The organism is Clavibacter sp. AC415, assembly GCF_979252985.1.
Window position 1 is genome coordinate 15,494 of record NZ_CEEDAR010000005.1, and the last position, 24,005, is coordinate 39,498.

Here is a 24,005-nt window from a genome sequence, read left to right on the forward strand (position 1 = left end):
GGTCCCGCCTCGCCATGTCAGCGAAACAGTAGGGAAAAGTTAGGTGGGGGATACGATCGTCGACAAGCACCTCCGACGAAAACTTCCGAAAGCGGGCCGGCCATGCCACGAGCGACCATCCGGGATGTCGCGGCGCGCGCGCAGGTCTCCATCTCGACCGTCTCCAAGGCGCTGTCCGGCAACCAGGAGATCAGCGAGGACACGCGCATCCGCGTCCGTCGGACGGCCGCCGAGCTGTCCTACCAGCCGCGGGGGAGCGGTCGACCCACCCGGTCCGGGTCGACCCGGGCGGTGGGGCTGCTGACGCAGGACGGGGTGGGGCGCCTCAGCCTGCCGGTGCTGCTCGGCGCCGAGAACGCGGTCGGGACGGAGCGGATGTCGGTGCTCCTGTGCGACAGCCGAGGCGACGACGTGCGAGGGGCCTATCAGCTCAACACCCTGCTGGAGCACGGGATCGACGGCCTCATCGTGCTCGCCGACAACACCAACGACCAGCCGTCGCTCGGGCCGCTGGGGGTCCCTGTCGTGTACGCGTACGGCGCGTCCACGAGTCCGGCCGACTTCTCCGTCGTCCCCGACGAGGAGGGCGGGGCGCGCGACGCCGTCCGTCACCTCGTGAGCCACGGGCGCACGCGCATCGCGCACGTCACGGGCCCCGACTGGTACGCGGCGACCGGGCGACGCGCCCAGGCCTGGCGGGCGGCGCTGCAGGAGGCGGGTCTGCGGCCCCCGGCGGAGCCCATCCAGGGAGCGTGGGCGGAGTCGACGGGACACGACGCCGTCGACGCCCTGCTCGACCGGGGGACGGACTTCGATGCGATCTTCTGCGGGAGCGACATGCTCGCCCGCGGCGTCGTCGACCAGCTCCGGGACCGCGGCCGGCGCGCGCCGACCGACGTGGCCGTCGTCGGGTTCGACAACTGGGAGCTGATGGCCACCGGCAGCCGCCCGCCCCTCACGACGATCGACATGCGCCTGGAGGCGGTCGGGCGGGCGGCCGTGTCGGCGCTGTTCGCCGCCATCGGCGGGCAGGCGCGCACCGGCATCGAGCGGGTGCCGACCGAGCTGGTGGTCCGGGCGTCCACGTGATTGCGGTCGCGGGCACCACGGGCGCGCGGGCGTCAGCCGTCGCCGTCGAGCCCGTCGGGGGAGTCGGGCGTCTCCCGCCGCAGCGCGTGCTGCGCCGCGGCGGCGGCGACGGCCGCGAGCGAGACGGAGACGACCACGAGGATCATGGCGTCGATCACCGGCTCGCGCGAGAGCAGCAGGCGCGGCCCGCCGACGGCGAGGACGACCATCAGGATGACGCCGGACGTCCGCCGCGAGGAGACGAGGAAGAACCGCACCCGGGGACGTGACGCGATCGCGATCGCCGGGAGCGCGAGGCACGCGACGACGGCCGCCGCGCCCAGGAGGATCGGCACCGCGTCCGACGAGCCCTGTCGCCCGGCGACGACGGCGGCCCACAGGCTCCCCCACGCGGCGCCGAGCAGGAGCGGGGACAGCCAGCGCGCGAGGTCTCCCATCGGATTCGCCTCCCTCTCTCCTGGGGTCGGATCTCAACGGCGGGGACGAGCACGAGCGGCGTCCCCGCGAGCGGATCCGATCACCGCGCCCAGCCCGTCCCGCGGGCGGCGTCTCCTCCGCCGGGCGGGAGACCATCGGAGAACGCTACCGGGTCACGGCTTCGGTCTCCGCCGCGGCAGGCATCGGTGCTCGCCGACCCGCCGATCATCACCGGGGAGGACGTGCCGACGCCGCGTCGCTGCGAGGCTGGCGGGATGCGAGCCGCACGAGATCCCCGCCTTCGATTCCTGCCCTGGTGCGTTCTGGCGCTCGCCTGGGTCGGCTCGGTCCTCGCCGAGAAGGTGCTGTTCGGCGACACGACGGGCTGCGAGCTGTCGCCCGGCTCCTCGGTCCTCGGGGACGCGGGATGGAGCTGGTTCCCGCTCGGGCGCACCTGCACGTGGCTCGTGGACGGCCTCACCGTCACCGACCGGCCGTCGCTGACCGAGCTGCTCATCCCGCTCACGCTGGCCGTCTGGCTGGTGACCCTCAGCGGACGCCGCGCCACCACCACCGGAGCGCAGCGGCGAGGAGCAGCACCACGCCGACGAGCGTGACGGCCATGGCCGCCGTCATCGCCGCCGCATCGCCGGCGAGCATCCCGCATCCGGCGGCCGTGTCGTCGTAGGGGCACGTCCGCCACGGCTGGAAGAGGTAGAGCACCGTCACGGCCGCGCCGATGAGCGTGAGGGCGGCACCGAGGACGAGCGGCACGTTCCGTCGCATCATGACCATGCTCCGACGCTACGGACGGTGCGGACCCCCCGCGTCAGCCGTCAGGACGATCGGTCGTCCGCGCGTGGTCGCGCATCGATCACCGGGACGCCGCGGGAACGGCGTCGGGCCTCCCACCACGCGCCGAGAGCGCCGCGGAGACGACGGCGATCAGCACCAGCCCCACGAGCGCGGCCGTCGCGGCGCGGATGCCCGCGGTGGCGATGAGGGTGCCGGTGAGCGCCGCGGAGGCGGCGATGCCCGAGGCGGAGGCCGTGTTGATCCACGCGAACCCCTGCGTCAGCTCCGCGGGGGCGATCGTGGCGTGCACGATCTGCGACGACGACGCGAGCAGCGGCGCGACCGCGGCCCCGCCCACGACGAGCATGAGCGCCGACCCGGGGAGCGACGGCCACAGCGCGCCGACCGCCGCGCCGCCCGCGAGGACGACCGCGGCCACCAGCTGCACGACCGGGGGCCGGGGGCTCCGCCGCAGGGATCCGTACGCGAGCCCCGCGACGATGCTGGCCGCGCTGGAGAGGGCGAGGATGACGCCGCTGAGGGCCTCGAGGCCGCTGTCCGTCGCGCGGGCGGCGACGAGGAGCGGGACGGCCCCGAAGAAGCATCCGAGGCCGGCGTTCACCCCGAGCGTCGCGACGAAGCGCGGGGTCCGCAGCGACGTCGTCCGTGGTCGGCCCGGGTGCCGCTCGCGACGCCGCGGCCCGGGATCGGTGCCCCGGCGGCAGGAGAGGACGACGCACCCGACGACGAGCAGGAGGCCCGCGGCGACCGAGCCGGCCCACGGGGAGAGGGACGTGCTCGCGACGGTCACGAGGACCGGGCCGCAGAGGAACGCGGCGTCGTTGACGCTCGCCTCGAGCGCGAACGCGGTGCGGAGCCTCGCCGGATCCGCGACGAGGTGCACCCATCGGGCGGCCGACAGCGCTCCGGGCTGCGGGACGGTCGCGCCCGCACCGGCGACGAGGGCGAGCGTCAGGAGCGTCGGCACCGAGCCGACCGAGGTCAGCGCGACGACCATCGCCGCCGCGTGCACGGCCACGATGCCCGGGACCGTGGCGCCCTGACCCCAGCGGTCGACGAGGCGGGCGAGCTGCGGACCGACGACCGCCTCCGTCGCGGCGAAGACGCCGGTCGCCGCTCCCGCGAAGGCGTAGGACCCCGACGCGTGCTGGACGGAGAACAGCAGGCCGAGCCCGGTCATGGCCACGCCGAGTCGGGCGACGGCGGCCGGGACGACGATGCCCCGTGCCCCGGGCAGGACCAGGACCTCGCGGTACCGGGTGGTCACGGAGCGGACGGAGCCGCCGATCGCGGACAGGAGAGGGTGCGCAGCCGTCATCGACGAGGCCTCCGGCGCGGCGCATGGTGATCGATCGGCAGACAGGTCGGCCTGGGCTTCGACGATCACGCGGGAACGCCGCGGAACCAGCACGAGGTGCAGTGCGACCGTAGCGCACGATCCGCTCGCGCGGTCCTGCGCGGATCAGCCGCGGGTGGGCGCCACGGTGATGCGCATCACGGTCTTCCGCTTGCCGAGGTGGCGTTCGAAGGCGAAGCCGGCCTTCTCGAACATGGCCCGCGTGCCGTTGTGGAGGAACGACGAGGAGGTCCTCTTCCCGGGCACGAGCTCGTTGGCGAACGACACCACCTCGCCGCCCCCCGCATCGGCGATCAGCCGGAGGGCTCCGTCGAGCGCCTCGCGGGCGAGGCCCTGCCGGCGGTGGTCGCGGTCGACGAAGAAGCAGGTGATTCGCCACGGGGCGGGGCGGGTCTCGCCGCGGTCGTACTCGGCGCGGTGGTAGATGTTCGGCAGCTCCTGCGGTGTGCCGTACTCGCACCACGCGATGGCGACGGCGCCGTCGAAGACCAGGGCGGCATGGGCGACGCCCTCGGCGACGAGCCGCTCCTTGAAGGCGGGGCCGTCGTGCTCCCGCTTGACCGTCCGCTCCGTGTCGCCGTGGAAGTAGCTGCAGTAGCAGCCGCCCCAGACCCCGTTGTGCTTCTGCGCCAGCGCGAGCCAGGCGGGGTAGGTCTCCGGCGTGAGCGGCCTGATCTCGTGCTGCGGCATCCGGGGCTCCGTCTCGATCGCCGTCGTCAGCGCTCGGAGGCGCTCGAGGCCGAGGCGGCTTCCGCGAGCCGCTTCAGCGCGATGACGGCCTCGCCCCACATCTCGCGCATGCTCGGGGCCCACTCGTCGGGGACCTCGAGCTCGACGTCGACCGTGGTGACCCCGTCCGCCTCCCGGAACGCGTAGGACTCGTGGAGGCCGACGATCGGGCTCTCGCGCGACACGACGCCGCGGTCGATCTCCCCGTCGTAGCGGATCGAGACGAACTCGTCCCGCCTGCTCTCGACGACGGTGCCGATGAGGCCGCCCGCATGGCCGTCCTCACCCGGGCCCACGAAGCGGATCTCCGCGCCCTCGTCCCAGCTGCCCTCGTACGTCGATCCCTCGTGGAAGGCGCCCGTCCACTGCTCGTAGGTGTCCCGGGCGAGCATCGTGTCCCACACGACGCGTGCGGGGGCTCGGACGTCGGCGCTGACCCTGACCATCTCCATGGGCGATCGTAGGCGTCGTCACCCCCGGAGGCGCAAGAGCGCGAGGGGGAACCGGTGGTTCCCCGGTACTCGGTCCGCGACCGTCGGGGCCGGATGCCCCCGGAACGCTAGGAGGACGCGAACACGTTCCGGGACACGGCCTCGAAGCCCGCCGGCGCGGTCGCGCCGTCGGGGACGACGGCGAACGTGCGGCCGGCGCCGGTGCTGCTCCTGCATGGGCCCCACGCCGCAGGCGATCACCCAGTCCGTGGCGTCCGGGTAGATCAGCAGGCAGGCGTCGTGGTCCTCCGCGCCCGAGGCCAGCCAGAGGTCCGTGCCGTCGTGCTCGCCCACCCAGCGGATGCTGTCGAGGTCGAGGTCCGCGAGGGCGTCGTCCGACACCTCCACGGGCACCGGGTGGTCCGTCGTCGCGTCTCGCTCGAGGTCGCTGAGTCCCGCAGCAGGCGAGGAGCAGCCGGCCGCGGCGAGCGACACGATGAGGGTCATGACCGCGGCGGCGGACATCCTGCGAGGTGACATGCGCCCACTCTGGCGGCTCGCCGGAGTGGGCGACAGCCCCCTGTTCGTCCACGAGGCGGCCACGTCGGCGTCCCGGGTACGGGTCGTCTGCCGATCCGGGTTCCGTCGGGAGGCGGACGCGCGCGGCGAGCCGCGGTCCTAGCGTGGGAGCGAGGACAGGAGGATGACCATGACGCAGGGCAGACCGGACACGCCGCCGCAACGGGCGGTCTGGTGCTTCATCGCGGCGACGTTCGTGTTCGCGACGCCGGTGATCGTCTTCGGCGGCTCGGCGGAGCTGTGGGTGACGATCCTGAGCCTCGCGGCCGGCTTGCTGCTGGTCGTCCTGGGCGGCGTCCAGCTCGGGCGCGAGCTGAGCGCGCGCAAGGGCGATCCGCCCGCGGAGCGCTGACGAGGAGGGGCGAGCGCCACCCGGCCGGTGGTCGGGTCCGGCCGCACCGCCGTCCTCCTGGGCTCGATCTCCTCCCCGGTTCCGCGACCGCTTCGCATCCCGTCGACGCCGGTCACGGACGACCGTCGGGTGCCGGCTCCTTCCGGTCGCGCGACAGCGGGTACCGGCGGTCCAGGCGCGGGCTGAGGACGACGAGGAACAGGAACAGCGAGAGCAGCCATCCGGCGATCCAGTAGGCGGGGATGAGGAACACCGCGAGGTTGGGGAGGGCGCTCGAGGCGACGCCGACGATGACGGCGATCGTGAACAGCGCGCCGATGCCGTAGTAGAGGGCCTCGAGCCCGTCCGTGATCGTGTCCCGACGCTCCTGCTGCCGTGCCGCCCGGTCGTCGAGCGCGGTGACGGAGCGTCCGAAGTCGCTCTCGTCGACGGTGGCGAAGAGGTCCCGCACCGGGACATCGAGCGCCTTCGCCACGCGGGAGAGCGTGTCGAGGCTCGCGTCGTTGCCGGCCTCGAGCCGTTGCACCGTGCGGACGGTGATGCCGCTGGCGTCGGCGAGCCGCTCCTGGGTCCAGCCCCGCTGCGTGCGGAGGTCGACGATCCGTGTCTCGTTCATGGGCTCCACGCTAGGGAACCACGCCCGCGCGGGCCACGACATCGACCCGACAGCGGCCCGACAGCCGCCCGACACCGACACGACGGTGCACGGAGGGCGCCGGCGGGCGCGCCCGGGAGGTGCGTCGCCACCGGACGCGTCCGCGTCAGCCCTCGGTCGGGGGAGTGCCGCCGCCGGGCGGCGTGCCACCACCGCCGCGTGCCCCGCCCGCCATGCCGCCGGTCGCCGCCTGCTGGGTGACGCTGCCCGCGTAGTCGTTCGTGGGGTCGCGGTAGATGGTGTGCACGTGGCCCCACCCGGAGGTGACCACGCCGTCGACGTCCGCTCCGGCGGATCCGTCCTGGGCCTGGAAGCCGACGTAGACGTCCGGCCCCGAGATCGAGAACGAGATGCCGTCGCCGGTGGTCATGTCGTAGGTGGTCGCACCCGTCCAGGCGATGACCGTGGTGTCGAGGGTCGCGTCGATCTCGGCGCGGGTCGCGGCGGCGCTCTCCTCGTCGGCCATCCCGGACCAGTTCGCGATGAGGTCCAGCAGCAGCGCGCGCTGCGCGTCGGTGAGGTCGGCGCCCGTGAGGCCGGTGCCGGCGCTGAAGTCGCAGACGTCGCCGGGGGCGCAGAACGTGACCTCGCCCGAGGTCAGGGTCGCCTGCTGATCGGCGCTGAGGGAGTCGTAGAAGGCGAAGGCGTCGGTGTAGATGCCGTCGAAGGGCTCGACATCGGTGCCGTCCGCGGCCGTGTACTGGGCGGGCTGCACTCCGAGGTGGGTGGGCGCGAAGGTGATGGCGTCGGCGGATCCGTCGAGGGTGGCGTTGATGCCGAGGTGGTGGCCGCCGAACTGGACCTCGTACGCGCCGGTGTCGGACGCGTCGCCGAAGAGGGCGATGTAGTACTGGCCGAGGGAGTCCTCGGTGCTGCTGCTGTTCTCCAGCAGGTACTGGTCGCCGCCGATGATGCTCGAGACGGTGTCGTATGCGTCGTCGCTGAGGAGGGCCTCCATCACCTGCATCGCGGCGACCTGCTGCTCCTCGGTGAGGTCCGCGACGTCGAGTCCCGCGCGCTCGACGAAGGTGACGGGGAAGTTCGACCAGGAGGTGGTCTTCGTCTCGTCGTCGTAGTCGTAGGTGACCGCGGCGACCTGCTCGTCGGAGAGGGTCGCGAGGAACGCCTGGACAGCCGCGGTCGTGTTCGCGATCGTCTCCGCGGTCGTGGCGGCGGTGGATCCGGTGACCGCCTCCGACGCCGCCGAGACCGTGGTCGCCGATGTCGTGCCCGAGGCCGCCGCCGTCCCTCCGGAGGTGCCGGCGCCGCCGGCCGCGCAGCCCGCGAGCAGGAGCCCGCCGAGGAGCAGGGTGGTCGTGCCGGCGAGGATCCTCTTCCGTCGCGGGCGCTTGGTCGTGTTCGTGTCCGTGATCATGGGGAGACGCTACGAACCCGCTCGATGGGATCGCCATGGCGCCCCTATGCGCCTCCTATGAAGGCGGAGCATCCGTCTTCTCCGCCCCCGTTCGCGGGGCGGGCGGCGGGAGCGCCGACCCGCGCAGCGGACGGACGCCCGAGGAGGTCCAGGCGCCCGGCACCGGCGGGCCGACGGCGGCGCACGCCGTCAGCCGCCGCCGTCCGCGTCGCGGGTCAGCTGGTGCGCACCCACGCGGTGGTCTCGCCCGGCAGCTCGCCGGGCGTGCCCAGCGGGCCGCTGGCCACGACGACCTCGCCGGCGGGCAGGGGGACGGGGCCCGTGCCGAGGTTGGCGACGATGTGCCAGCCGCCCGGGCGGGAGAAGTGCAGGACGTCCCCTGCGGTCGGCTCCTCCCAGGTGAGCAGCTCGTCCGTCTGCAGCTCGCGGCGCAGCACGAGGGCGGAACGGTAGAGGGAGAGGGTCGAGGTGGGATCCGCGTCCTCGGACTCCACCGACACGTCCCCGAACCAGCCGGGCTGGGGCAGGTGCGCGCCCGCGGGCCCGAAGCCGAAGGAGGGCCCGGTGCGGGTCCACGGCAGCGGCACCCGGCATCCGTCGCGTCCGACGTCGACGCCGGGGTTCCGGAGGAACGTCGGGTCCTGGCGCTCGGAGGCGGGGATGTCGGCGACCTCGGAAAGGCCCAGCTCCTCGCCCTGGTAGACGTAGGCCGAGCCGGGGAGGCCGAGCATGAGCAGCGTCGCGGCGCGGGCGCGACGCAGGCCCCGCTCCACGTCGATGGCGTCGGACGGCGCGCCGTCGAGCAGCCAGCGGTTGCCGGAGCGCATGTCCCGGCCAGCCGCCGGCGGGAGTCCGTAGCGCGTGGCGTGGCGCACGACGTCGTGGTTGGAGAGGACCCAGGTGCTGGAGGACCCGGTCTCGGTGGCGGCCTCGAGGTTGTGGGAGATGCTCTCCCGGAACGCCGCCGCGTCGAAGTCCGCCTCGAGGAGGTCGAAGTTGAAGGCCTGGCCGAGGCCCTCGGCGCTGGCGTAGCCGGCCCGCCGGGAGGCGTCGACCCAGGCCTCGGCGACGCCGATGCGGGGCGGGTCGTAGGAGTCGAAGACCTGCCGCCATGCCGCGCGTAGATCTCGTGCACCTCGTCGCGATCCCAGCGCGCGTGCTGCCCGTCGTCGGTCGGTGCGGCGTCGAGCTCCGCCTGGGAGGGGAGGACGTCGGGCAGGTCCTTCGCGAGGCCGTGGGCGACGTCGACGCGGAAGCCGTCGACGCCGCGGTCGGACCAGAAGCGCAGGGTCGTGAGGAAGTCCTCCCGGACCTCCTCGTTCGTCCAGTCGAAGTCGGGCTGCTCGCGGGCGAAGGAGTGCAGGTACCACTGGCCGTCGGCGGTGCGGGTCCATGCGGGCCCGCCGAAGATGCTGGTCCAGTCGGCGGGCGGCAGCTCGCCGTCCTCGCCCAGGCCGTCGCGGAAGACGTACCGCGCCCGGGCGGGCGAACCGGCGGGGGAGGCCAGGGCCTCCTGGAACCAGACGTGCCGGTCGGAGGAGTGGTTGGGCACGACGTCGACGATGACGCGGATCCCGGCGCCGTGGAGCGCCGCGACCATGTCGTCGAAGTCGGCGAGGGTCCCGATCCGGGGGTCGACGTCGCGGTAGTCGTCGACGTCGTACCCGCCGTCGGCGAGGGCCGACGGGTAGAAGGGACTGAGCCAGACGGCGTCGATGCCGAGGTCGCGCAGGTACGGCACCTTGGCGGTGATGCCGCGGAGGTCGCCGATGCCGTCCCCGTCGGAGTCGGCGAAGCTGCGGGGATAGATCTGGTATACCGCGGCCTGCCGCCACCAGGTGGCGTCGCCAGCGAGGAACGGGCCGTTCGGGGTGCTCGGGGTGCTCGGGAGCGTGTCGGTCATCGTGATGGAGGTCCTCTCGGGGGCATCGGGGGTCGGTGCGGGTCGCGCGGGTCGCGCGCCCGCCGTCGTCGCCTACTTGATGGCGCCCTGGGTCACGCCCGCCATCACCCATCGCTGGGTGAAGAGGTAGACGAGGATCGCCGGGGCCATGGCCATGAGGTAGGAGGCGAAGGCCACGTTGTAGTCGTTGCTGAACTGGGTCTGGAAGATCTGCTGCAGCACGGGCAGCGTCTGCAGCGACGGGTCGGCGGTGATGAGCGACGGCATCGCGAAGTCGTTCCAGGAGGCGAGGAAGGCGAAGATGCCGACCGTGGCGCTCATCGGGGCGAGGAGCGGGAACACCAGCTGCCAGAACACCTGCCAGGTGGACGCGCCGTCGAGCCGCGCGCTCTCCTCGAGCTCCTCGGGCAGCGACCGGAGGAACGCCGTGAACAGCAGGAGGGAGAAGGAGAGCTGGAACATGATGTGCAGCAGGGCGACGCCGGCGGGGTTGTCGAGGCCGACGAGACCCGTCAGCTTGATCTGCGAGAGCGCGACGACCGGGAACGGCAGGAACATGGCCGCCAGCAGGTAGTAGAAGGACCAGCGGAACAGCCGGCGGTCCCAGTTGCGGGCGATCGCGAACGAGGCCATGGAGGCGAGCACCACGGTCCCGGCGACGGTCACGAGGGTCACCAGGGTCGACACCGTGAACGCCCGCGGGAAGTAAGTGAGCTGCCACGCGGTGGCGAAGTTGGAGAGGTCGATCGGCGCCGGGAGGCTGAAGGCGTTCCCGTCGACGGCCTGGGCCGACGTCTTCAGCGACATCGTGATCGTCACGTAGATGGGGATCAGCACCGTGATGGAGGCGAGCGCCAGCAGGACGGTGACGAGGCGGTTCGGCCGTTCGCGGCCGATGCGGCTCCGACGCCGTCGTGCGCTGGCGTCGGCATCGCGGCGGGAGCCGCCGGGAGTGGGCGCCGCGGAGGCGGCGGGGGTGACGAGAGCGGTGTTCGCCATCAGACGGCCGCCTTTCCACGGGTGATCCGGAGCTGCACGAGCGCGATCGCGATGGCGATCACGAAGAAGATGGTCGCGTTCGCCATCTGGTAGGCGTAGTCGCCGCCGGTGAAGCCGGTGAAGATCGTCATCGCGATGCTGCGCGTCGACGTGCCGGGACCGCCGTTGGTGAGGCCGACGATGATGTCGTAGGAGTTCAGGAAGTTCTTGAATCCGATGATCGTGTTGATGAGGATGTACCCGGCGATCAGCGGGAGCGTGATCGAGCGCAGCTGCTTCCAGCCGGAGGCTCCGTCCAGGGCGCTGGCCTCGTACACCTCGCCGGGTATGGCGAGCAGGCCGGCGATGTAGATCAGCAGCGTGCTCGGGATCGCCTGCCACGCGGTGACCAGCACGATGCCGATCCAGGCGGTGCCGGCGTCCGCGAGGATGCTGTCCTGCAGCCCCGTGATGCCGAGGGCCGTCCCGATCGCGGGCAGCGAGTTCGAGAACAGGAACTGGAAGACGAACGCGATGATGATGCCCGAGATGACCATCGGGATCACGAACACCGCGCGCAGGGCGGTCTTCGCCCGGATCTGCGCCGTGAGGCCGATCGCCAGCAGCAGCGCGATCGCGTTCACGACCAGCACCGTGACGAGCGCGAAGCCCATGGTGAAGCCGTACGAGCTGAGGATCGCCGGGTCGGTGGCCATCGCGATGTAGTTGGTGACGCCCACCATCTGGAACTCCCCGAAGCCGATGGAGTTCGTGAAGCTGTAGAAGACCCCCATCGCGGCGGGCAGGGTGATCGACAGGGTGAACAGCGCCAGGGTCGGCAGCAGGAAGAGGTGGAAGACGGGGTCGACGCGGACGCCCCGCCGCCTCGGGTTCCCGGTGGTGCTTCCGGAGAGGGAGGCACGGGGGCCCTCCTCGGTGCGGGTGGTGGCCATCGGGTCTCCTTCGACTCGGCCGGATCTGGTGGGGGAGGCGGACGCGGTGCTCACGAACGCAGCGCCAGGCGGCGCCAGTCGGCGTCCATGGTGCGGAGGGTGTCGGCGGCGCTGGCGCCGGTGACGATGCCCTGGACGTAGTTCTCCGCGGGGATGGTGAGCGGGATCGCCTTCGAGGCGCCCTGGTAGAAGCGCGCCTCGTCGTAGTAGCTCTGCATGCCGACGATCCGCTCGTCGGTGACGGCGGGAGCCGTGGTCGTCGTGCCGAACGCGAGGAACTCCTCGTTGTACGCGTCGTGGATCTCGGGCTGCATGAGGAAGGCGAGGAACTCCCGCGCCGCGTCCTGCTTGCGGGACTGCTCGGGCACCCAGAGCGCGAGGTCGAGGTTGACCCGCACCCTGCGGTCGTCGGGCTCCTCGGTCATCGGCAACGGGAAGGTGCCGATCCGGGCGTCCGGGTTGGCCTTCGTGATCTCGCCCAGGGCCCAGGGGCCCTGCATCAGCATCGCGGCCTCGCCCTGGGCCATGGCGAGGTTGCCGTCCCCGTAGCCGCGGCTGTTGCGGTTGGCGTTCGACAGCCCGGCCAGCTGCACCATGCGGTCGACGGGCTCGCGGAAGTCCTTCTCGAACGACACCGCGCTGCCCTCGCCGACGCGCGTCCCCTCCTCGCCCATGGTGCGGTAGAACGCGGCGACGTCGAGCATCCCGCCGGTGGTGTAGTCGAAGAGACCCTGCGCCACGGTCCACGGCTCGCGGAACGTGCTGTAGATGGGGGTGACGTCGGCGGCCGCGAAGGTCTTGCACGCGGCGAGGAACTCCTGCCAGGTGGTCGGCACGTCCACGCCGAGGTCGGCGAAGATCCGCTGGTCGTAGATCACCGACGCGGCGGTGATCGAGTAGGGGAGCACGCTCGTCCGACCGGGATAGGTCGCGTACTGGTCGACGAGGTCCTGCACCTCCGGCCGGATGGTGGCGGCCTGGGGCATGTCGCCGAGGTCGCTCAGGGCCCCGCGCTCCATGAAGCGCGCCATCTCGAGGTTGTAGGTGAAGGCCGCGATGTCGGGCGGGTTGCCGCGGACGAAGCCGGCGGAGATCCCGGAGGTCGAGTCGTGGATGACGCGGACGCCCGACTGCGACTCGTTGAACCGCTCGACGAGGTCGGAGAAGTACCCGATCGCCTCCGGCTTGGTCTGGTAGAAGGTGATCTCGGTGCGTCCGGAGCGGCTCCCGCCCATGCTCGGAGCGCAGCCGGCGAGGAGCAGCGAGGCGCCGGCGGCGCCGATCCCGCCGAGCAGCGCCCGGCGGCTGAGGCCCGTGGGGGTGGGCAGTGGGGGTGTGGGCACGTCGTCGTCTCCCGGGTCGTGGTGCCGTCGACCCTGACGGAACCCGTTGATCTAGCGATTAGATTTAGACACTAGATCAATTCGGGACGTGGCACCATGGGCAAGCCCGGACGACGGACGACGAGCAGCGAGGAGCCCGCCATGACGACGATCACGGGATCGTCGCCTCTCGTGGGCACGCGGCGGCTGAACGCCGAGGTCGTCCTGCGGCGGGCGTGGTGGGCGGAGGCGGTGACCGCGAGCGACCTCATCGGGTCGACCGGTCTGACGCGGTCGACCGTGATCAGCCTGTGCGACGAGCTGATCGAGCGCGGCTGGCTCACGGTCCTACCGGATGCGCGCGCCACAGGTGAGCAGCGCGCGGGTCGGCCCGCACGGCGGTATGCCCTCGCGTCGAGCGCGGCCCACGTGATGGGCGTCGATGCCGGGCGGCACCAGGTCACCTGCATCATCGCGGATCTCCGGGGGCGCCCCGTCGCGCGCCTGGTGCGCCGCGTCGACCCGGACGGGAGCGCCGAGGCCCGGCGCGCCGACGTGTCGCGGATCGTCGACGAGGTGCTCGCCCAGGCGTCGATGGGGGACGCCGACGTCCTCGCCGTCGCCATCGGCGTCCCCGCGCCCGCCGACGCCCGGGGCCGGTCGCCGCGCGAGGCGGACGGGGACTTCTGGGAGCGCGTGAACCCGGACTACGCCGGGCTCCTCTCGCGACGCGGGTGGGCCGTGGTGGTCGAGAACGACGCCAACCTCGCCGCCGTCGCGGAGGCGGCGGTCCTCGCCCGGTCCTCCACGGATCCGGCCGAGGCGCACCGGCCCCGGGGCTCCTTCATCGCGCTGCTCGCGGGGGAGCGCTTCGGCGCGGGCTTCGTGCTGGACGGGGCGCTGGTGCGGGGGAGCCGTGGCGCCGCCGGCGAGATGCGGCTCCTCGACCTGGTGCAGGGCGTCGGATCGGCGGACGGGCTCGGCGCCATCCTCCGTGACGGCGCGCGAGCCGCCCGCACACTGGGGACCCTGCCGCCGTCCTCACCGCTCGCGAGCGCGCCATCCGCCGACCTCGACGCCCAGGCCGTGCTCTCCGCCGCCGATGCCGGGGATGCCGGCGCCCTCGCGATCGTGGAGGACGCCGCGGAGCGGTTCGCGCGCGTCTGCGCCGTGCTCGGCGGGATGCTCGACGTCGACCGCATCGTCGTCGCCGGTGCGGTCGCGCCGTCGATCGACCTCCTCCTGGAGCGCACCCGGGAGTGGCTCGCCCGCTTCACGCACCGGGAGGCGCCCGTCGTCGTGGCCTCCACCCTCGGGGACGCGGTCGTCACCCTCGGCGCCGTGGAACGGGCCCTCACGCACGTCCGCGAGCACGCCCTGGACCTGCCGACGAGGTAGGCGGCCCTGCGGCGACGCGGCAAGCCCCGGCGGCGTCGCGCGCCTCGCCGACCCCGCCACGGCGCCGTCGGATCGCCCATGCACGCGCGCGCGGTGCGGTACGGGCACCCCGGCCGAACGCGACGTGCCGTCGCGAGCCGACGCGGCCGATGCGCTGCTGCGCTGCTGCGCACCGTCCTCATCGACGACGCCGGGAACCGGCAGCCGCGGGGCAGGCGCTGGCTGATGCTGCGGCGACTGGTCGGACGCGGCAGCAGGAGCCTCAGCCTCAGCAGCAGCAGCAGCAGCAGCAGGAGCCTCGGCCTCAGCCGATGCGGCGCCCCTCCAGCGCCGCCTGCAGGATGCCCTCGAGGTCGCGCTCGTCCACGGGACGCGGGTTGCTCGGGGGCACGAGGGGGAGGATCAGCCCGGCGCTCTCGGGGATGCTCTCGGCGCGGTACCCCACGTCGGCGAGGGCCCGCGTGGCGGGGATCGACGCGTAGAGGGAGTCGAGGCCCCGGACCGCGCTCGGGGCGCCGAGCGCACGGGCGATCCGCTCCTCCGCCTCGGCCGACGCCCCCACGTTGAAGGCGAGCACCTGCGGCAGCACCGCCGAGTGGGTCTGCGCGTGCGGCAGGTCGTAGGCCCCGCCGAGCACGTGGCAGATCTTGTGGTGGAGGCCCGAGCCCGCGGAGGCGAACGCGACCGCCGAGACGTACGCCCCGTGGAGCATGCGCTCGCGGGCGGGCACGTCGCCTGGATCCTGGACGATCGCCGGGAGCGCCGCGGCGATCTCCCGGATGCCCTCCTCGGCGAGGGCGCGGTCGAGCGGATCCGAGGACGGCGCCCACATCGAGTCGATGCAGTGCGCGATGGCGTTGAGTCCGGAGGCGACCGAGAGGCCGACGGGCAGGCTCAGCGTGAGCGCGGCGTCGTAGATCACGACCGCCGGGAGCACGACGTCGTCGACCCCGGTGGTCTTGCGGGAGTCGGTCGTGATGCCCCAGACGTTCGTGGCCTCGGATCCGGCGTAGGTGGTGGGCACGGCCACGATCGGCAGCCGCTCCGTGAGTGCGACGGCCTTGGCGAGGCCGGTGGCCGAGCCGCCGCCCACCGACACCACGAGGTCGATGCCGGCCTCGCGCGCGGCGGCCCGCGCTCGCTCGGCGTGGGCGACGGGCACGTGCGGCGCCACGTCGTCCCAGTGCAGCGCCACCTCGATGCCGGCGGCGATGCCGCGGGCGAGGGTCGCCGAGGAGGGCGCCGCGATCAGCATGACGGCTCCGGCACCCCTCTCGGCGACCTCGGCGGCGAGCGCGGCGGCAGCGTCCCCGCTGCCGAAGCGCACGCGCTGGGGCAGGGTGCGGTGGTCGAACCTCATGGTGTCTCCTCCTCGGGGTCGCGCAGCCGGTGCAGGAGCAGGCGGGCGTCGGCCGCCGCCCGCTCGGTGATGCCGTGCTCGTCGCCCGGTTCGACCAGCACGTCGGCCTGCGCTCCGGCGAGGGCGAGCAGCCGGGCCGTGTCGGCGACCCGGAAGGCGGGCACCCAGGGGTCGTGGTCGATCGAGCGCAGCAGCACCGGCACACCCCGCCGGAGGGTGCCCACCCGCTCGGCGACGGTCCGGGGCTCGAGCGGGTCGGCGCCGACGTACCCGCCCGTGAAGAGCACGGCGCCGACGACGGGCACGTCCCGCGTGAGCAGGAAGTGCGACAGGGTGCACGCCCCCTGCGAGAACCCGAGCAGCGCCACGCGGGCGAAGCCGGCCGCGTGGGCCGCGGCGACGCTGGCCTCGACCGCGTCGAGCGCCCGTCCGAGGTGCTCGGCGTTGTCGGGCGCGGGGTCGAGGAAGGGATGCGGATACCAGGAGCGACCCACGGCCTCGGGCGCGAACCAGCGGAGGCCGGGCACCCCGAGCCGCACCGACAGCCCGCGCACGAATGTCACGTCCTGGGTGCGGCCGTGCAGCGCCACCACGGCGAGCGCCCCCGCGTCGCCCGGCTCCGCATCGCCCCAGACCTGCGGTCCCACGGTCGGCTCCGTCATCCGCTCATCCTCTCCTCGTCGCCCGCCGTCGCACGCGCCGCTCAGTCCTCGTCGCGCAGCGGCTCGAGGCGGGCCATGATCGCCTCGCGCTCGTGCTCGAAGAACGGGGGCAGCATGAAGGCCCGGCCGAGCTCCTCGGGCGACTCGTCGCAGTCCCAGCCGCCCTCGTCGTGCGTCACCGCGAGCTCGAACAGGGCGCCGCCCGGGGTGCGCACGTAGTGCGACTTGAAGTAGGTGCGGTTCTTCAGCTCCGAGATGTCGGTGTAGCCGGCGCCCTCGATGTCGAACCGCACCTCCTTCTGGTTCTGGAGGTCGCCGAGGTTCCAGGCGAAGTGGTGGTAGGCGCCGGATCCGTAGCGCCAGGTCCCCTGCGCGTCGGTGCGGTTGCCGGTGAGCTCCACGAAGTTGCCGACGTCGGCGTCGCCCACGCGGAAGCGGGCGCGGTCGCCCTCCTCCTCGACCTCGCTCGAGGCGAAGAACGCCTCCTTGCCGAAGTCGACCATGCGGTCCTGGTCGAACACGTGGATGCCCACGCCGTAGATGCCGTGGATGGCGTGCTCGATCCCCACGCCGTTCCTCGTGTAGCCCTCACGCGGGTCGTCGTCGACCTCGATCAGCACGTACTCGATGCCGGAGGGGTGGCGGAGGTTCAGTCGGCGGCCGCCGAACACGTCCTCGAAGCCGTTCTCGATGCCGTGCTCGGTGAGCCGCCTCGACCAGAACTCGAGCGAGCCCGTGGGCACCGAGAGCAGAACCTCACGCGCCTGGTTGGTGCCGCGGGTCCCGTAGAGCCCCACCTGCGCCCACGGGAACGTCGTGATCACGGCGGAGGGGTCCCCGCCGGCGTTCGAGTAGTAGAGGTGGTAGACCGGCGTGCCGCCGTCGTAGAGCACCGTCTTCTTGATGAAGCGCAGGCCGAGGGCCCGCGTGTGGAAGTCGACATCCTCTTGCGCATGCCCTACTGAGAGGGTCACGTGATGGGAACCGGCGACATACGTCATTGTCATCTCCTTGTTGTTCGGCTACTGCGGGTGCCCGATGCTTTACTCCGTCGGGGCGGAGGGATCTCTGCGGACCGGGTTCCGGGGGCCCCGGCCCGTGCCGTCACCCTCGCCTCCCCGGTCGGGTGAGGTCGAGGTCGGCCCCGATGGCCTCGGCCGCCGCCACGAGGGCGGGCGCGAAGTCGGCCTGGATGCGCTCGATCGAGGCCGCCCCCACCGTGGTCGAGACGTTGATGGCGGCCACCACCCGACCATGCCGGCGCACTGGAGCGGCGATCGAGCGGAGCCCGACCTCCAGCTCCTGGTCCACGGCGACCCAGCCGCGCTCCCGCGCGGCGGCGATCTCGGTGCGCAGCACCTCGCGATCCGTGAGCGTCCTCGGCGTCAGGCCGACGGGATCCACGGCATCGAGGAGCCGGTCGAGCTCGGGCTCGGGGAGGCCCGCGAGCAGCACGCGGCCCATGGAGGTGGCGTAGGCGGGGAATCGCGTGCCGACGGTGATGGCCACCGCCATGATGCGCCGCACAGGCACGCGGGCCACGTAGACGATGTCGCCGCCGTCGAGCACCGATGCGGAGGTCGACTCGCCGAGCTCGTGGGCGAGCCGCTCGAGGTGGGGCTGCGCGACCTCGGGCAGGGTGAGCGCGCTGAGGTACCCGAAGCCGAGCTCGAGCACGCGCGGCGTGAGCGAGAACCCCCTGCCGTCGGTGCGCACGTAGCCGAGCTCCACGAGGGTGAGGAGGAAGCGGCGTGCGGTGGCGCGCGTGAGCCCGGTGCCGCGCGCGACGTCGCTGAGCGTCTGCACGGGCAGGTCGGCGGTGAACGCCTTGATCACCTCCAGGCCGCGCGCGAGCGACTGCACGTACTGCTCGCCCGGTGCGCGGGCGCTCGGCCCACCCGCTCGATCGGCGGCGCCGGCGGTGTCCGTGTCGCTCATCGCTCGAGCACCACGGCGAGGCCCTGGCCCACGCCGATGCAGATGGCGGCGACCGCGACCCCGCGCCCGCGCCGGGCGAGCTCGTGAGCGGCATGGCCGACGATCCGGCCGCCGGACGCGCCGAGAGGGTGCCCGATGGCGATGGCCCCGCCGTGGATGTTGACCCTCGCCGGATCGAGCTCGGGCCAGAGCCGGAGGCACGCGAGCGACTGCGCCGCGAAGGCCTCGTTGAGCTCCAGCAGTTCGACGTCGGCCCAGGTCCGGCCCGCGTTCGCGAGTGCCCGGTTCGCGGCCTCGACGGGCCCGATCCCGAACCTGTCCGGGTCGACCGCCGCGACCCCGCGACCGATGATGCGGGCGAGCGGTTCCGCGTCGATCGGCGCGTCCTCCGCCCCCACGATCACCATCGACGCGCCGTCGTTCAGCGGCGAGGCGTTGCCGGCGGTGATGGTCCCCTCGGGGCGGAACGCCGGCTTCAGCACGGCGAGCGACTCCGTCGTCGAATCGGGCCGGATGCCCTCGTCGCGCAGGAGGTCGACCCCCGGCACCGCTACGATCTCGCGGTCGTGCATGCCCGCGTCCCAGGCCGCGGCCGCGGCCGTGTGGCTCGCCGCGGCGAACGCGTCCTGCTCCTCGCGGGTGATGCCGAGCTCCTCGGCCAGCTGCTCGTTCGACTCGCCGAGCGAGATCGTCCACTCCCGCGGCATCCGCGCGTTGACGAGCCGCCAGCCGAGGGTCGTGGAGTGCAGGGTCGCGTCGCCGGCCGGGTAGGCGCGCTCGGGCTTCTGCAGCACCCACGGTGCCCGGCTCATCGACTCCACACCGCCCGCCAGCACGAGGCGCGAGTCGCCGGACTCGATGGCCCGACTGGCATCCATGACGGCCTGGAGGCCCGAGCCGCACAGCCGGTTGACGGCCACGCCGGGCACCGAGGTGGGGAGCCCCGCGAGCAGCACCGCCATGCGCGCGACGTCCCGGTTGTCCTCGCCCGACTGGTTCGCGGCTCCTGCCACGACGTCGTCGATGAGGGCAGGGTCGAGCCCCGGATGCCGGTCGAGCAGCCCGCGCACCACCGTCGCCAGCAGGTCGTCGGGCCGCACGCCGGCGAGGGCCTTGCCGAAGCGGCCGAACGGCGTGCGCACGGCGTCGTAGACGAAGCTCGCGGTCATGACGGCATCTCCTCGGTGTCGTGGGTGTCGCCGGGGTCACCGGTCGCGTCGCGGTCGCCGGTCGCGTCGCGCAGCCCCAGGCCCGTGAGCTCGCGCAGCTCGTCCAGGGTCACGTCGCCGAGGAGCTCCGTCACGGCGAACCCGTCCGGGGTCACGTCGAACACGGCCCGGTCCGTGTAGACCCGGTCCACGCATGCCACGCCGGTGAGGGGATAGGTGCACGCGGCCACGAGCTTCGACCGGTCGTCGCGTGTGAGCAGATCCGTCATCACCCAGACGCTCTTCGCGCCGATCGCGAGGTCCATCGCCCCGCCGACCGCCGGGATCGAGCCGGGAGCGCCGGTGTGCCAGTTCGCGAGGTCCCCGTGCTCGGAGACCTGGAAGGCCCCGAGCACGCAGATGTCGAGGTGACCGCCGCGCATCATCCCGAACGAGTCGGCGTGGTGGAAGTACGAGGAGCCGGGCAGCTCGGTCACGGGCTGCTTGCCGGCGTTCATGAGGTCCGGGTCGACGAGCCCGGGAGCGGGAGCCGGGCCCATGCCGAGCATCCCGTTCTCGGTGTGCAGGATGATCTCGAGCCCGGTCGGCAGGGCGTCGGCGATGAGGGTGGGTGCTCCGATGCCGAGGTTCACGATCGCGCCCTCGGGGATGTCCTGGGCGATCCGGGCCGCGAGGGCGCGGCGGTCGAGGCCGCTCATGCGGGCGACCCCACGAACTCGCCGTCACGGAGCCAGGGGCGCTCGCCGACCACGACCACGTGGTCGACGAAGATGCCCGGCGTCACGACGGCCTCGGGATCGAGGGCGCCGAGCTCCACGACCTCGTCGACCTGCGCGACGGTGGAGCGCGCCGCCGCCGCCATCAGCGGACCGAAGTTGCGGGCGGTGCGACGGTAGACGAGGTTGCCCCAGCGGTCGGCGCGGTAGGCCGAGATGAGCGCGACGTCGGCGCGCAGCGGGTGCTCGAGGATGTAGTCGCGCCCGTCGATCGTGCGCGCCTCCTTGCCGTCGGCCACGGTGGTGCCGACGCCCGTGGGGGTGAAGAACGCGCCGATCCCGGCGCCCGCGGCGCGGATGCGCTCGGCGAGGTTCCCCTGCGGCACGAGCTCGAGCTCGATGTCGCCGGCGCGGTAGGCGGCGTCGAAGGCGTGCGAGTCGGCCTGCCGGGGGAACGAGCACACGATGCGGCGGACCCGGCCTGCCGTGATGAGGGCCGCGATGCCGGTGTCGCCGTTGCCGGCGTTGTTGCTCACGATCGTGAGGCCCGAGGCTCCGTGGGCGATGAGCGCGTCGATCAGCTCGACAGGCTGGCCGGCGGCACCGAAGCCGCCGATCATGATGGTCGCGCCGTCGCTCACGTCGGCGATCGCATCGCCCGCATCGTCTCTCAGCTTCGAGATCACAGTCACCATCCGGTGTTCGTCATGCGAACACTTGTACGCATGTTGACGCAATGGTCATGCACGGCGGGTCGAAGCGCAAGGGGACGGCTCGGATCCGCCGCCGGGGAGGCGTCCACCGGGCGACGTCCCCGCGGGCCGGCACCGCGAGCGCCGGGACGGGGCCGCCCGTGGAGGACGGCGCGCTGGGCGGGGCCCGGCACTGCCCGACCACGCGCCGCCCGCGCCCGAACCGTCGCCCGCGGGGCGTGCGGAGGCACGGAGGGCGTCCACGGCGGCGCGCTCGCGGACACGACCGGGCCGCCGCGCCGCCGCCCCGGCGGCGAGCGCACCGGCCGGGAGACCCGGCGGGGGAGACGGTGCGGCCGCGGGAATCTCCGCGACCGCACCGTCGGCGGGATCAGGCCTCGCGCGTCTGCGCCGCGGCCCACTTGACCTCGGCGTCGGCCCCGGGGCCGCCGATGGCCTCCTCGGTGGCTCGTCCGGCCAGCTCGGCCGCGGCGAAGTAGGACGGGATGACCTGCGAGTGGAGGGCTCCCCAGGCCGCGTAGTCCTCGCGGGCCCAGGTGTGCTGGAGCTCGGAGATGACGGCCTCGGTGTCGACGACCGTGGCGCCGGCAGCCGTCAGCCGGGCGATGGAGATCCGCTGCGATGCCTCGGAGTACGCGCCCGAGGCGTCGATGACCGCGTACACGTCGTAGCCCTCGGCGAGGGCGGAGATGGTGGGCTCGACGACGCAGATGCTCGTCATGATCCCCGCGATGACGAGCGTCCTGCGGCCCGTGGCCGCGACGGCGTCCCGGAAGTCGTCGACGTCCCACGCGTTGATCTGGCCCTGGCGCGAGACGTACCGGGTGTGCGGTGCGTTCTCGAAGATCTCGGGGATGAGCGGGCCGTTGGTGCCGGCGGGCACGGACGCGGTCGCGACGACGGGGACGCCGGCGAGGCTCGCCGCCTTGGCGAGGGCGGCCACGTTGTTCCGGAGCTCGGCGATCGGCGAGTCGCGGACCACCTGGAGGAGTCCGCTCTGGTGATCGACCATGAGGAGGACGGCGTCGTCGGCGCTGATGAGGCGGGTTGCTGAGGTGCTCACGTTGTGTCTTCTCTGTTGGAGGGGGTGTCGCGGATGCGCGGCACAGGAGATCGAAGCAAGATCGGTGCTGGACCAATCCCCACTCAGATCGATGATCTGAGATGACGGTCATCAGATGGGAAGATGATGGATCTCAAGCAGCTGGAGTACTTCGTCTCCGCCGCCGAGGAGTTGAACTTCTCGCGCGCCGCGAGCCGGTGCCACGTCGTCCAGTCCGCGATCAGCGCCTCCATCAAGGGGCTCGAGCGGGAGCTGGACGTCAGGCTCTTCGACCGGTCGACGCACCGGGTGTCGCTCACGCACGAGGGCCGCGTGCTCCTCGAGCGGTCGCGGGAGGTGTTCCGCGCCGTGGACGCTGCGCGCGCCTCGGTCGCGCGACCCGACGGCGAGCTCCGCGGCACGGTCCGGATCGGCGTCACGCAGGGCGCGTGGCGGGGCATGACCGAGACCCTGACCACGATGCGGCGAGAGCATCCGCACGTGACGGTGACGCTGCGCCAGGCACCTGCAGGCGACCTCTTCCGCGACGTCAACGCCGGCGACCTCGACGTGGCCGTCGTCCCGCTGCGCAAGGCCCGCGAACCGGGCCTCGTCGTCCGCGAGCTGTACCGCGAGCGCCTCGTCGCGGTCACCCCTCCCGGGTCGGGGATCGCCGCGCATCCGGAGGTCTCGCTCGCGTCCCTCGCGCGCGAGGACTTCATCGACTTCTGCGGGCAGTGGGCGCTCCGCGACATCGTCGACGGGGCGTTCGACCGAGCGGCGGTCGTCCGGAACGGGCGCTACGAGGTCAATGACGTCACCGTCGGGTTCTCGCTCGTCGAGGCGGGCCTCGGCGTCATGGTCGTCCCCGACCACCTCGCCGAGCGGGAGACGGGGCTCGCACGACTCGCCATCCAAGGCGACCTGTCGTGGAGGATCGGGGCGATCACGCCGTCACGAGCGGGTTCCGCGCTCGCGGCTGCGGTCGTCGAACTGCTCGTGTGATCCCGCGGCGCTCGCGTCGCACCGCTCGGGCATCCCATCGCTGTCCGACGACGGCGGGATGCCCCCACGCGAGCCCGACGAGAGGCGCGATCGGTCGTCGCGCGCGAGCTGCCCGCAGGACGTCGAGAAGTAGTCGGCGCTCGCGGACGACCTCCTCGCCGTCCTCGGCCGCCGGGAGGAGGCGGCATGATGTCCGCCCACCCGATCCACGACACCACGGTCATGACCGGGCGCTCCCTCACGCACGTCTGGCGCAGCCCGGACACGACCGTCATGACCGCGGTGCCGCCCATCGCGTTCCTGTCGCTGTTCCCCTACGTCGTCGGTGGTGCGATCGACACCGGCAACACCCCCCTACGTCGACCACCTGCTGCCCGGCCTCCTGCTCATCACCGTCGCCTCCGCGGTGGTCGGCGTCGCGTTGCCGATGGGCTCTCGGGCGGTGCCGGCGTCGTCGCGTGGCTCGCGGCGGTGCGCTCCAGCTCAGCGCCCGGCCATCAGCTCGAAGCACGACCGCGCATCGCCGCGGCTCGACGAGTCGCGTCTCGTCACGGCCGTCATTGCCGCGCTCCCGACCCATGTGCTACCTTTTGTGTAGTGACTACGAGAGAGGTAGTGCGATGGTCGAGGACCTGAACGAGACGGCGCCGGATTCGCGTGCGTCCTTCGATGTCGGGGCATGCCCGTCCTTCGTGGCGGCGATGGACGTCATCGGCCGGCGGTGGTCGGGGCTGATCATCGAGGCCATCGGTCAGGGCAACACGGGTTTCGCCGAGATCAGCAGGTTCATCGGGGTGATCGGCGACACGATGCTGGCGCGTCGGCTCCGTGAGCTGGAAGACGACTCCCTCGTCGTCCGGGAGGTCCTCGACGGGCCACCCGTGCGGGTCCGGTACTCGCTCACCGGACGGGGCGCAGAGCTCCTCCCGATCCTCCAGCAGATCGTCCTCTGGGGTCACGCGCACGCATTGGCAGGGACCCGCACGCCCGAGCACCGCTTCGAGGGCGCGGAGTAGCGCAGCGACCGGATCTCCGCCGATCGACGG

The 24,005-nt window shown here is 72.8% G+C and carries 26 protein-coding genes and 1 pseudogene; 7 read left to right on the top strand and 20 right to left on the bottom strand.

Translation table 11 applies throughout. The annotated features are described in order from the left end of the window. The first annotated feature begins 102 nt into the window (after positions 1-102). A complete protein-coding gene (locus ACZ411_RS01475; RefSeq protein ID WP_464167992.1) occupies positions 103-1,089 on the top strand; it encodes a LacI family DNA-binding transcriptional regulator in 987 nt (328 codons plus the stop codon). A gap of 32 nt (positions 1,090-1,121) precedes the next feature. On the opposite strand, the gene ACZ411_RS01480 is transcribed toward ACZ411_RS01475, so the two are convergent. Further along, positions 1,122-1,526 carry a hypothetical protein gene (locus tag ACZ411_RS01480; RefSeq protein WP_464167994.1) on the bottom strand — a complete coding sequence of 135 codons (405 nt, stop codon included), beginning with the start codon at positions 1,524-1,526 and terminating at the stop codon, positions 1,122-1,124. A 255-nt stretch (positions 1,527-1,781) separates the two neighbouring features. On the opposite strand from ACZ411_RS01480, the gene ACZ411_RS01485 reads away from it, so the two are divergent. Continuing rightward, the gene (locus tag ACZ411_RS01485) at positions 1,782-2,123 is read left to right on the top strand and encodes a hypothetical protein (RefSeq protein WP_464167996.1); all 342 of its coding nucleotides are present in this window, start codon (positions 1,782-1,784) and stop codon (positions 2,121-2,123) included. Here the strand turns inward: ACZ411_RS01485 and ACZ411_RS01490 are convergent. The 5 genes from ACZ411_RS01490 to ACZ411_RS01510 form a co-directional block, all read right to left on the bottom strand. Continuing rightward, positions 2,056-2,301: a hypothetical protein gene (locus tag ACZ411_RS01490; RefSeq protein ID WP_464167998.1), complete on the bottom strand. Its 246-nt coding sequence runs from the start codon at positions 2,299-2,301 to the stop codon at positions 2,056-2,058. The two genes, ACZ411_RS01485 and ACZ411_RS01490, sit on opposite strands and share 68 nt — an antisense overlap. 79 nt (positions 2,302-2,380) lie before the next feature. Continuing rightward, positions 2,381-3,640 (bottom strand): MFS transporter, encoded by a 1,260-nt coding sequence (locus ACZ411_RS01495; protein ID WP_464168000.1) that lies wholly within the window; start codon positions 3,638-3,640, stop codon positions 2,381-2,383. 144 nt (positions 3,641-3,784) lie between these two features. Then, entirely contained in the window at positions 3,785-4,369 is a 585-nt protein-coding gene (locus ACZ411_RS01500; RefSeq protein ID WP_464168002.1) for a GNAT family N-acetyltransferase, read from the bottom strand. A gap of 26 nt (positions 4,370-4,395) precedes the next feature. Continuing rightward, entirely contained in the window at positions 4,396-4,860 is a 465-nt protein-coding gene (locus ACZ411_RS01505; RefSeq protein ID WP_104343398.1) for an SRPBCC family protein, read from the bottom strand. 18 nt (positions 4,861-4,878) lie between these two features. Beyond that, positions 4,879-5,364 carry a hypothetical protein gene (locus ACZ411_RS01510; RefSeq protein ID WP_464168005.1) on the bottom strand — a complete coding sequence of 162 codons (486 nt, stop codon included), beginning with the start codon at positions 5,362-5,364 and terminating at the stop codon, positions 4,879-4,881. A 184-nt stretch (positions 5,365-5,548) separates the two neighbouring features. On the opposite strand from ACZ411_RS01510, the gene ACZ411_RS01515 reads away from it, so the two are divergent. Next, a complete protein-coding gene (locus ACZ411_RS01515; RefSeq protein WP_464168007.1) occupies positions 5,549-5,770 on the top strand; it encodes a hypothetical protein in 222 nt (73 codons plus the stop codon). 112 nt (positions 5,771-5,882) lie between these two features. On the opposite strand, the gene ACZ411_RS01520 is transcribed toward ACZ411_RS01515, so the two are convergent. The 6 genes and pseudogenes from ACZ411_RS01520 to ACZ411_RS01545 form a co-directional block, all read right to left on the bottom strand. After that, entirely contained in the window at positions 5,883-6,386 is a 504-nt protein-coding gene (locus tag ACZ411_RS01520) for a helix-turn-helix domain-containing protein (RefSeq protein ID WP_104289342.1), read from the bottom strand. A 145-nt stretch (positions 6,387-6,531) separates the two neighbouring features. Next, the gene (locus ACZ411_RS01525) at positions 6,532-7,800 is read right to left on the bottom strand and encodes a DUF3500 domain-containing protein (RefSeq protein WP_464168009.1); all 1,269 of its coding nucleotides are present in this window, start codon (positions 7,798-7,800) and stop codon (positions 6,532-6,534) included. Between the two features lie 215 nt (positions 7,801-8,015). Further along, a pseudogene (locus ACZ411_RS01530) lies at positions 8,016-9,703 on the bottom strand (glycoside hydrolase family 13 protein). A gap of 72 nt (positions 9,704-9,775) precedes the next feature. Then, positions 9,776-10,702 (bottom strand): carbohydrate ABC transporter permease, encoded by a 927-nt coding sequence (locus ACZ411_RS01535; RefSeq protein WP_464168011.1) that lies wholly within the window; start codon positions 10,700-10,702, stop codon positions 9,776-9,778. Further along, positions 10,702-11,634: a carbohydrate ABC transporter permease gene (locus ACZ411_RS01540; protein ID WP_094115918.1), complete on the bottom strand. Its 933-nt coding sequence runs from the start codon at positions 11,632-11,634 to the stop codon at positions 10,702-10,704. The genes ACZ411_RS01535 and ACZ411_RS01540 overlap by 1 nt, the downstream gene beginning before the upstream one ends. 50 nt (positions 11,635-11,684) lie before the next feature. Further along, positions 11,685-12,977 (bottom strand): ABC transporter substrate-binding protein, encoded by a 1,293-nt coding sequence (locus tag ACZ411_RS01545; RefSeq protein WP_464168014.1) that lies wholly within the window; start codon positions 12,975-12,977, stop codon positions 11,685-11,687. Positions 12,978-13,118: 141 nt separating this feature from the next. Here ACZ411_RS01545 and ACZ411_RS01550 point away from each other — a divergent pair, with 141 nt between their 5' ends. Continuing rightward, entirely contained in the window at positions 13,119-14,354 is a 1,236-nt protein-coding gene (locus tag ACZ411_RS01550; RefSeq protein ID WP_464168016.1) for an ROK family protein, read from the top strand. A 304-nt stretch (positions 14,355-14,658) separates the two neighbouring features. Here ACZ411_RS01550 and ACZ411_RS01555 read toward each other — a convergent pair whose 3' ends face one another. From ACZ411_RS01555 to ACZ411_RS01590, 8 genes are all read right to left on the bottom strand, one after another. Then, entirely contained in the window at positions 14,659-15,714 is a 1,056-nt protein-coding gene (locus ACZ411_RS01555) for a maleylacetate reductase (protein WP_464168018.1), read from the bottom strand. Then, a complete protein-coding gene (locus ACZ411_RS01560) occupies positions 15,711-16,376 on the bottom strand; it encodes an alpha/beta hydrolase (protein WP_464168020.1) in 666 nt (221 codons plus the stop codon). Before ACZ411_RS01560 ends, ACZ411_RS01555 begins: the two co-directional genes overlap by 4 nt. 41 nt (positions 16,377-16,417) lie before the next feature. Further along, on the bottom strand, positions 16,418-17,350 hold the full coding sequence (locus ACZ411_RS01565; protein WP_262404156.1) for a VOC family protein: 933 nt from the start codon (positions 17,348-17,350) through the stop codon (positions 16,418-16,420). Between the two features lie 130 nt (positions 17,351-17,480). After that, entirely contained in the window at positions 17,481-18,314 is an 834-nt protein-coding gene (locus ACZ411_RS01570; RefSeq protein ID WP_464168023.1) for an IclR family transcriptional regulator domain-containing protein, read from the bottom strand. Next, on the bottom strand, positions 18,311-19,483 hold the full coding sequence (locus ACZ411_RS01575; RefSeq protein WP_464168025.1) for a thiolase family protein: 1,173 nt from the start codon (positions 19,481-19,483) through the stop codon (positions 18,311-18,313). The genes ACZ411_RS01570 and ACZ411_RS01575 overlap by 4 nt, the downstream gene beginning before the upstream one ends. Continuing rightward, positions 19,480-20,181 carry a 3-oxoacid CoA-transferase subunit B gene (locus ACZ411_RS01580; RefSeq protein WP_464168027.1) on the bottom strand — a complete coding sequence of 234 codons (702 nt, stop codon included), beginning with the start codon at positions 20,179-20,181 and terminating at the stop codon, positions 19,480-19,482. The genes ACZ411_RS01575 and ACZ411_RS01580 overlap by 4 nt, the downstream gene beginning before the upstream one ends. Continuing rightward, positions 20,178-20,894, bottom strand: a complete 717-nt coding sequence (locus ACZ411_RS01585) for a 3-oxoacid CoA-transferase subunit A (RefSeq protein WP_464168029.1) — start codon at positions 20,892-20,894, stop codon at positions 20,178-20,180. The genes ACZ411_RS01580 and ACZ411_RS01585 overlap by 4 nt, the downstream gene beginning before the upstream one ends. Before the next feature lie 388 nt (positions 20,895-21,282). Continuing rightward, positions 21,283-21,975 carry an isochorismatase family protein gene (locus ACZ411_RS01590; RefSeq protein ID WP_219818353.1) on the bottom strand — a complete coding sequence of 231 codons (693 nt, stop codon included), beginning with the start codon at positions 21,973-21,975 and terminating at the stop codon, positions 21,283-21,285. Positions 21,976-22,098: 123 nt separating this feature from the next. On the opposite strand from ACZ411_RS01590, the gene ACZ411_RS01595 reads away from it, so the two are divergent. The 3 genes from ACZ411_RS01595 (at position 22,099) to ACZ411_RS01605 (ending at position 23,975) form a co-directional block, all read left to right on the top strand. Beyond that, a complete protein-coding gene (locus ACZ411_RS01595; protein ID WP_464168032.1) occupies positions 22,099-22,959 on the top strand; it encodes a LysR family transcriptional regulator in 861 nt (286 codons plus the stop codon). Between the two features lie 189 nt (positions 22,960-23,148). Continuing rightward, complete coding sequence (locus ACZ411_RS01600; protein WP_464168034.1) at positions 23,149-23,595, top strand: hypothetical protein; 447 nt, start codon at positions 23,149-23,151, stop codon at positions 23,593-23,595. Further along, complete coding sequence (locus tag ACZ411_RS01605) at positions 23,580-23,975, top strand: winged helix-turn-helix transcriptional regulator (RefSeq protein ID WP_172407188.1); 396 nt, start codon at positions 23,580-23,582, stop codon at positions 23,973-23,975. Before ACZ411_RS01600 ends, ACZ411_RS01605 begins: the two co-directional genes overlap by 16 nt. Positions 23,976-24,005 lie beyond the last annotated feature (30 nt).

Excerpts from the sequence above, each read along its gene's own strand:
- ACZ411_RS01580 (WP_464168027.1), bottom strand. The coding sequence starts at position 20,181 with ATGAGCGGCCTCGACCGCCGCGCCCTCGCGGCCCGGATCGCCCAGGAC.
- ACZ411_RS01560 (WP_464168020.1), bottom strand. The coding sequence starts at position 16,376 with ATGACGGAGCCGACCGTGGGACCGCAGGTCTGGGGCGATGCGGAGCCG.
- ACZ411_RS01515 (WP_464168007.1), top strand. The coding sequence starts at position 5,549 with ATGACGCAGGGCAGACCGGACACGCCGCCGCAACGGGCGGTCTGGTGC.
- ACZ411_RS01570 (WP_464168023.1), bottom strand. The coding sequence starts at position 18,314 with ATGAGCGACACGGACACCGCCGGCGCCGCCGATCGAGCGGGTGGGCCG.
- ACZ411_RS01585 (WP_464168029.1), bottom strand. The coding sequence starts at position 20,894 with ATGGTGACTGTGATCTCGAAGCTGAGAGACGATGCGGGCGATGCGATC.
- ACZ411_RS01595 (WP_464168032.1), top strand. The coding sequence starts at position 22,099 with ATGATGGATCTCAAGCAGCTGGAGTACTTCGTCTCCGCCGCCGAGGAG.
- ACZ411_RS01480 (WP_464167994.1), bottom strand. The coding sequence starts at position 1,526 with ATGGGAGACCTCGCGCGCTGGCTGTCCCCGCTCCTGCTCGGCGCCGCG.
- ACZ411_RS01525 (WP_464168009.1), bottom strand. The coding sequence starts at position 7,800 with ATGATCACGGACACGAACACGACCAAGCGCCCGCGACGGAAGAGGATC.
- ACZ411_RS01520 (WP_104289342.1), bottom strand. The coding sequence starts at position 6,386 with ATGAACGAGACACGGATCGTCGACCTCCGCACGCAGCGGGGCTGGACC.
- ACZ411_RS01510 (WP_464168005.1), bottom strand. The coding sequence starts at position 5,364 with ATGTCCGCCGCCGCGGTCATGACCCTCATCGTGTCGCTCGCCGCGGCC.
- ACZ411_RS01555 (WP_464168018.1), bottom strand. The coding sequence starts at position 15,714 with ATGAGGTTCGACCACCGCACCCTGCCCCAGCGCGTGCGCTTCGGCAGC.
- ACZ411_RS01605 (WP_172407188.1), top strand. The coding sequence starts at position 23,580 with ATGGTCGAGGACCTGAACGAGACGGCGCCGGATTCGCGTGCGTCCTTC.
- ACZ411_RS01485 (WP_464167996.1), top strand. The coding sequence starts at position 1,782 with ATGCGAGCCGCACGAGATCCCCGCCTTCGATTCCTGCCCTGGTGCGTT.
- ACZ411_RS01540 (WP_094115918.1), bottom strand. The coding sequence starts at position 11,634 with ATGGCCACCACCCGCACCGAGGAGGGCCCCCGTGCCTCCCTCTCCGGA.
- ACZ411_RS01575 (WP_464168025.1), bottom strand. The coding sequence starts at position 19,483 with ATGACCGCGAGCTTCGTCTACGACGCCGTGCGCACGCCGTTCGGCCGC.
- ACZ411_RS01475 (WP_464167992.1), top strand. The coding sequence starts at position 103 with ATGCCACGAGCGACCATCCGGGATGTCGCGGCGCGCGCGCAGGTCTCC.
- ACZ411_RS01490 (WP_464167998.1), bottom strand. The coding sequence starts at position 2,301 with ATGGTCATGATGCGACGGAACGTGCCGCTCGTCCTCGGTGCCGCCCTC.
- ACZ411_RS01505 (WP_104343398.1), bottom strand. The coding sequence starts at position 4,860 with ATGGAGATGGTCAGGGTCAGCGCCGACGTCCGAGCCCCCGCACGCGTC.
- ACZ411_RS01535 (WP_464168011.1), bottom strand. The coding sequence starts at position 10,702 with ATGGCGAACACCGCTCTCGTCACCCCCGCCGCCTCCGCGGCGCCCACT.
- ACZ411_RS01495 (WP_464168000.1), bottom strand. The coding sequence starts at position 3,640 with ATGACGGCTGCGCACCCTCTCCTGTCCGCGATCGGCGGCTCCGTCCGC.
- ACZ411_RS01600 (WP_464168034.1), top strand. The coding sequence starts at position 23,149 with ATGTCCGCCCACCCGATCCACGACACCACGGTCATGACCGGGCGCTCC.
- ACZ411_RS01500 (WP_464168002.1), bottom strand. The coding sequence starts at position 4,369 with ATGCCGCAGCACGAGATCAGGCCGCTCACGCCGGAGACCTACCCCGCC.
- ACZ411_RS01550 (WP_464168016.1), top strand. The coding sequence starts at position 13,119 with ATGACGACGATCACGGGATCGTCGCCTCTCGTGGGCACGCGGCGGCTG.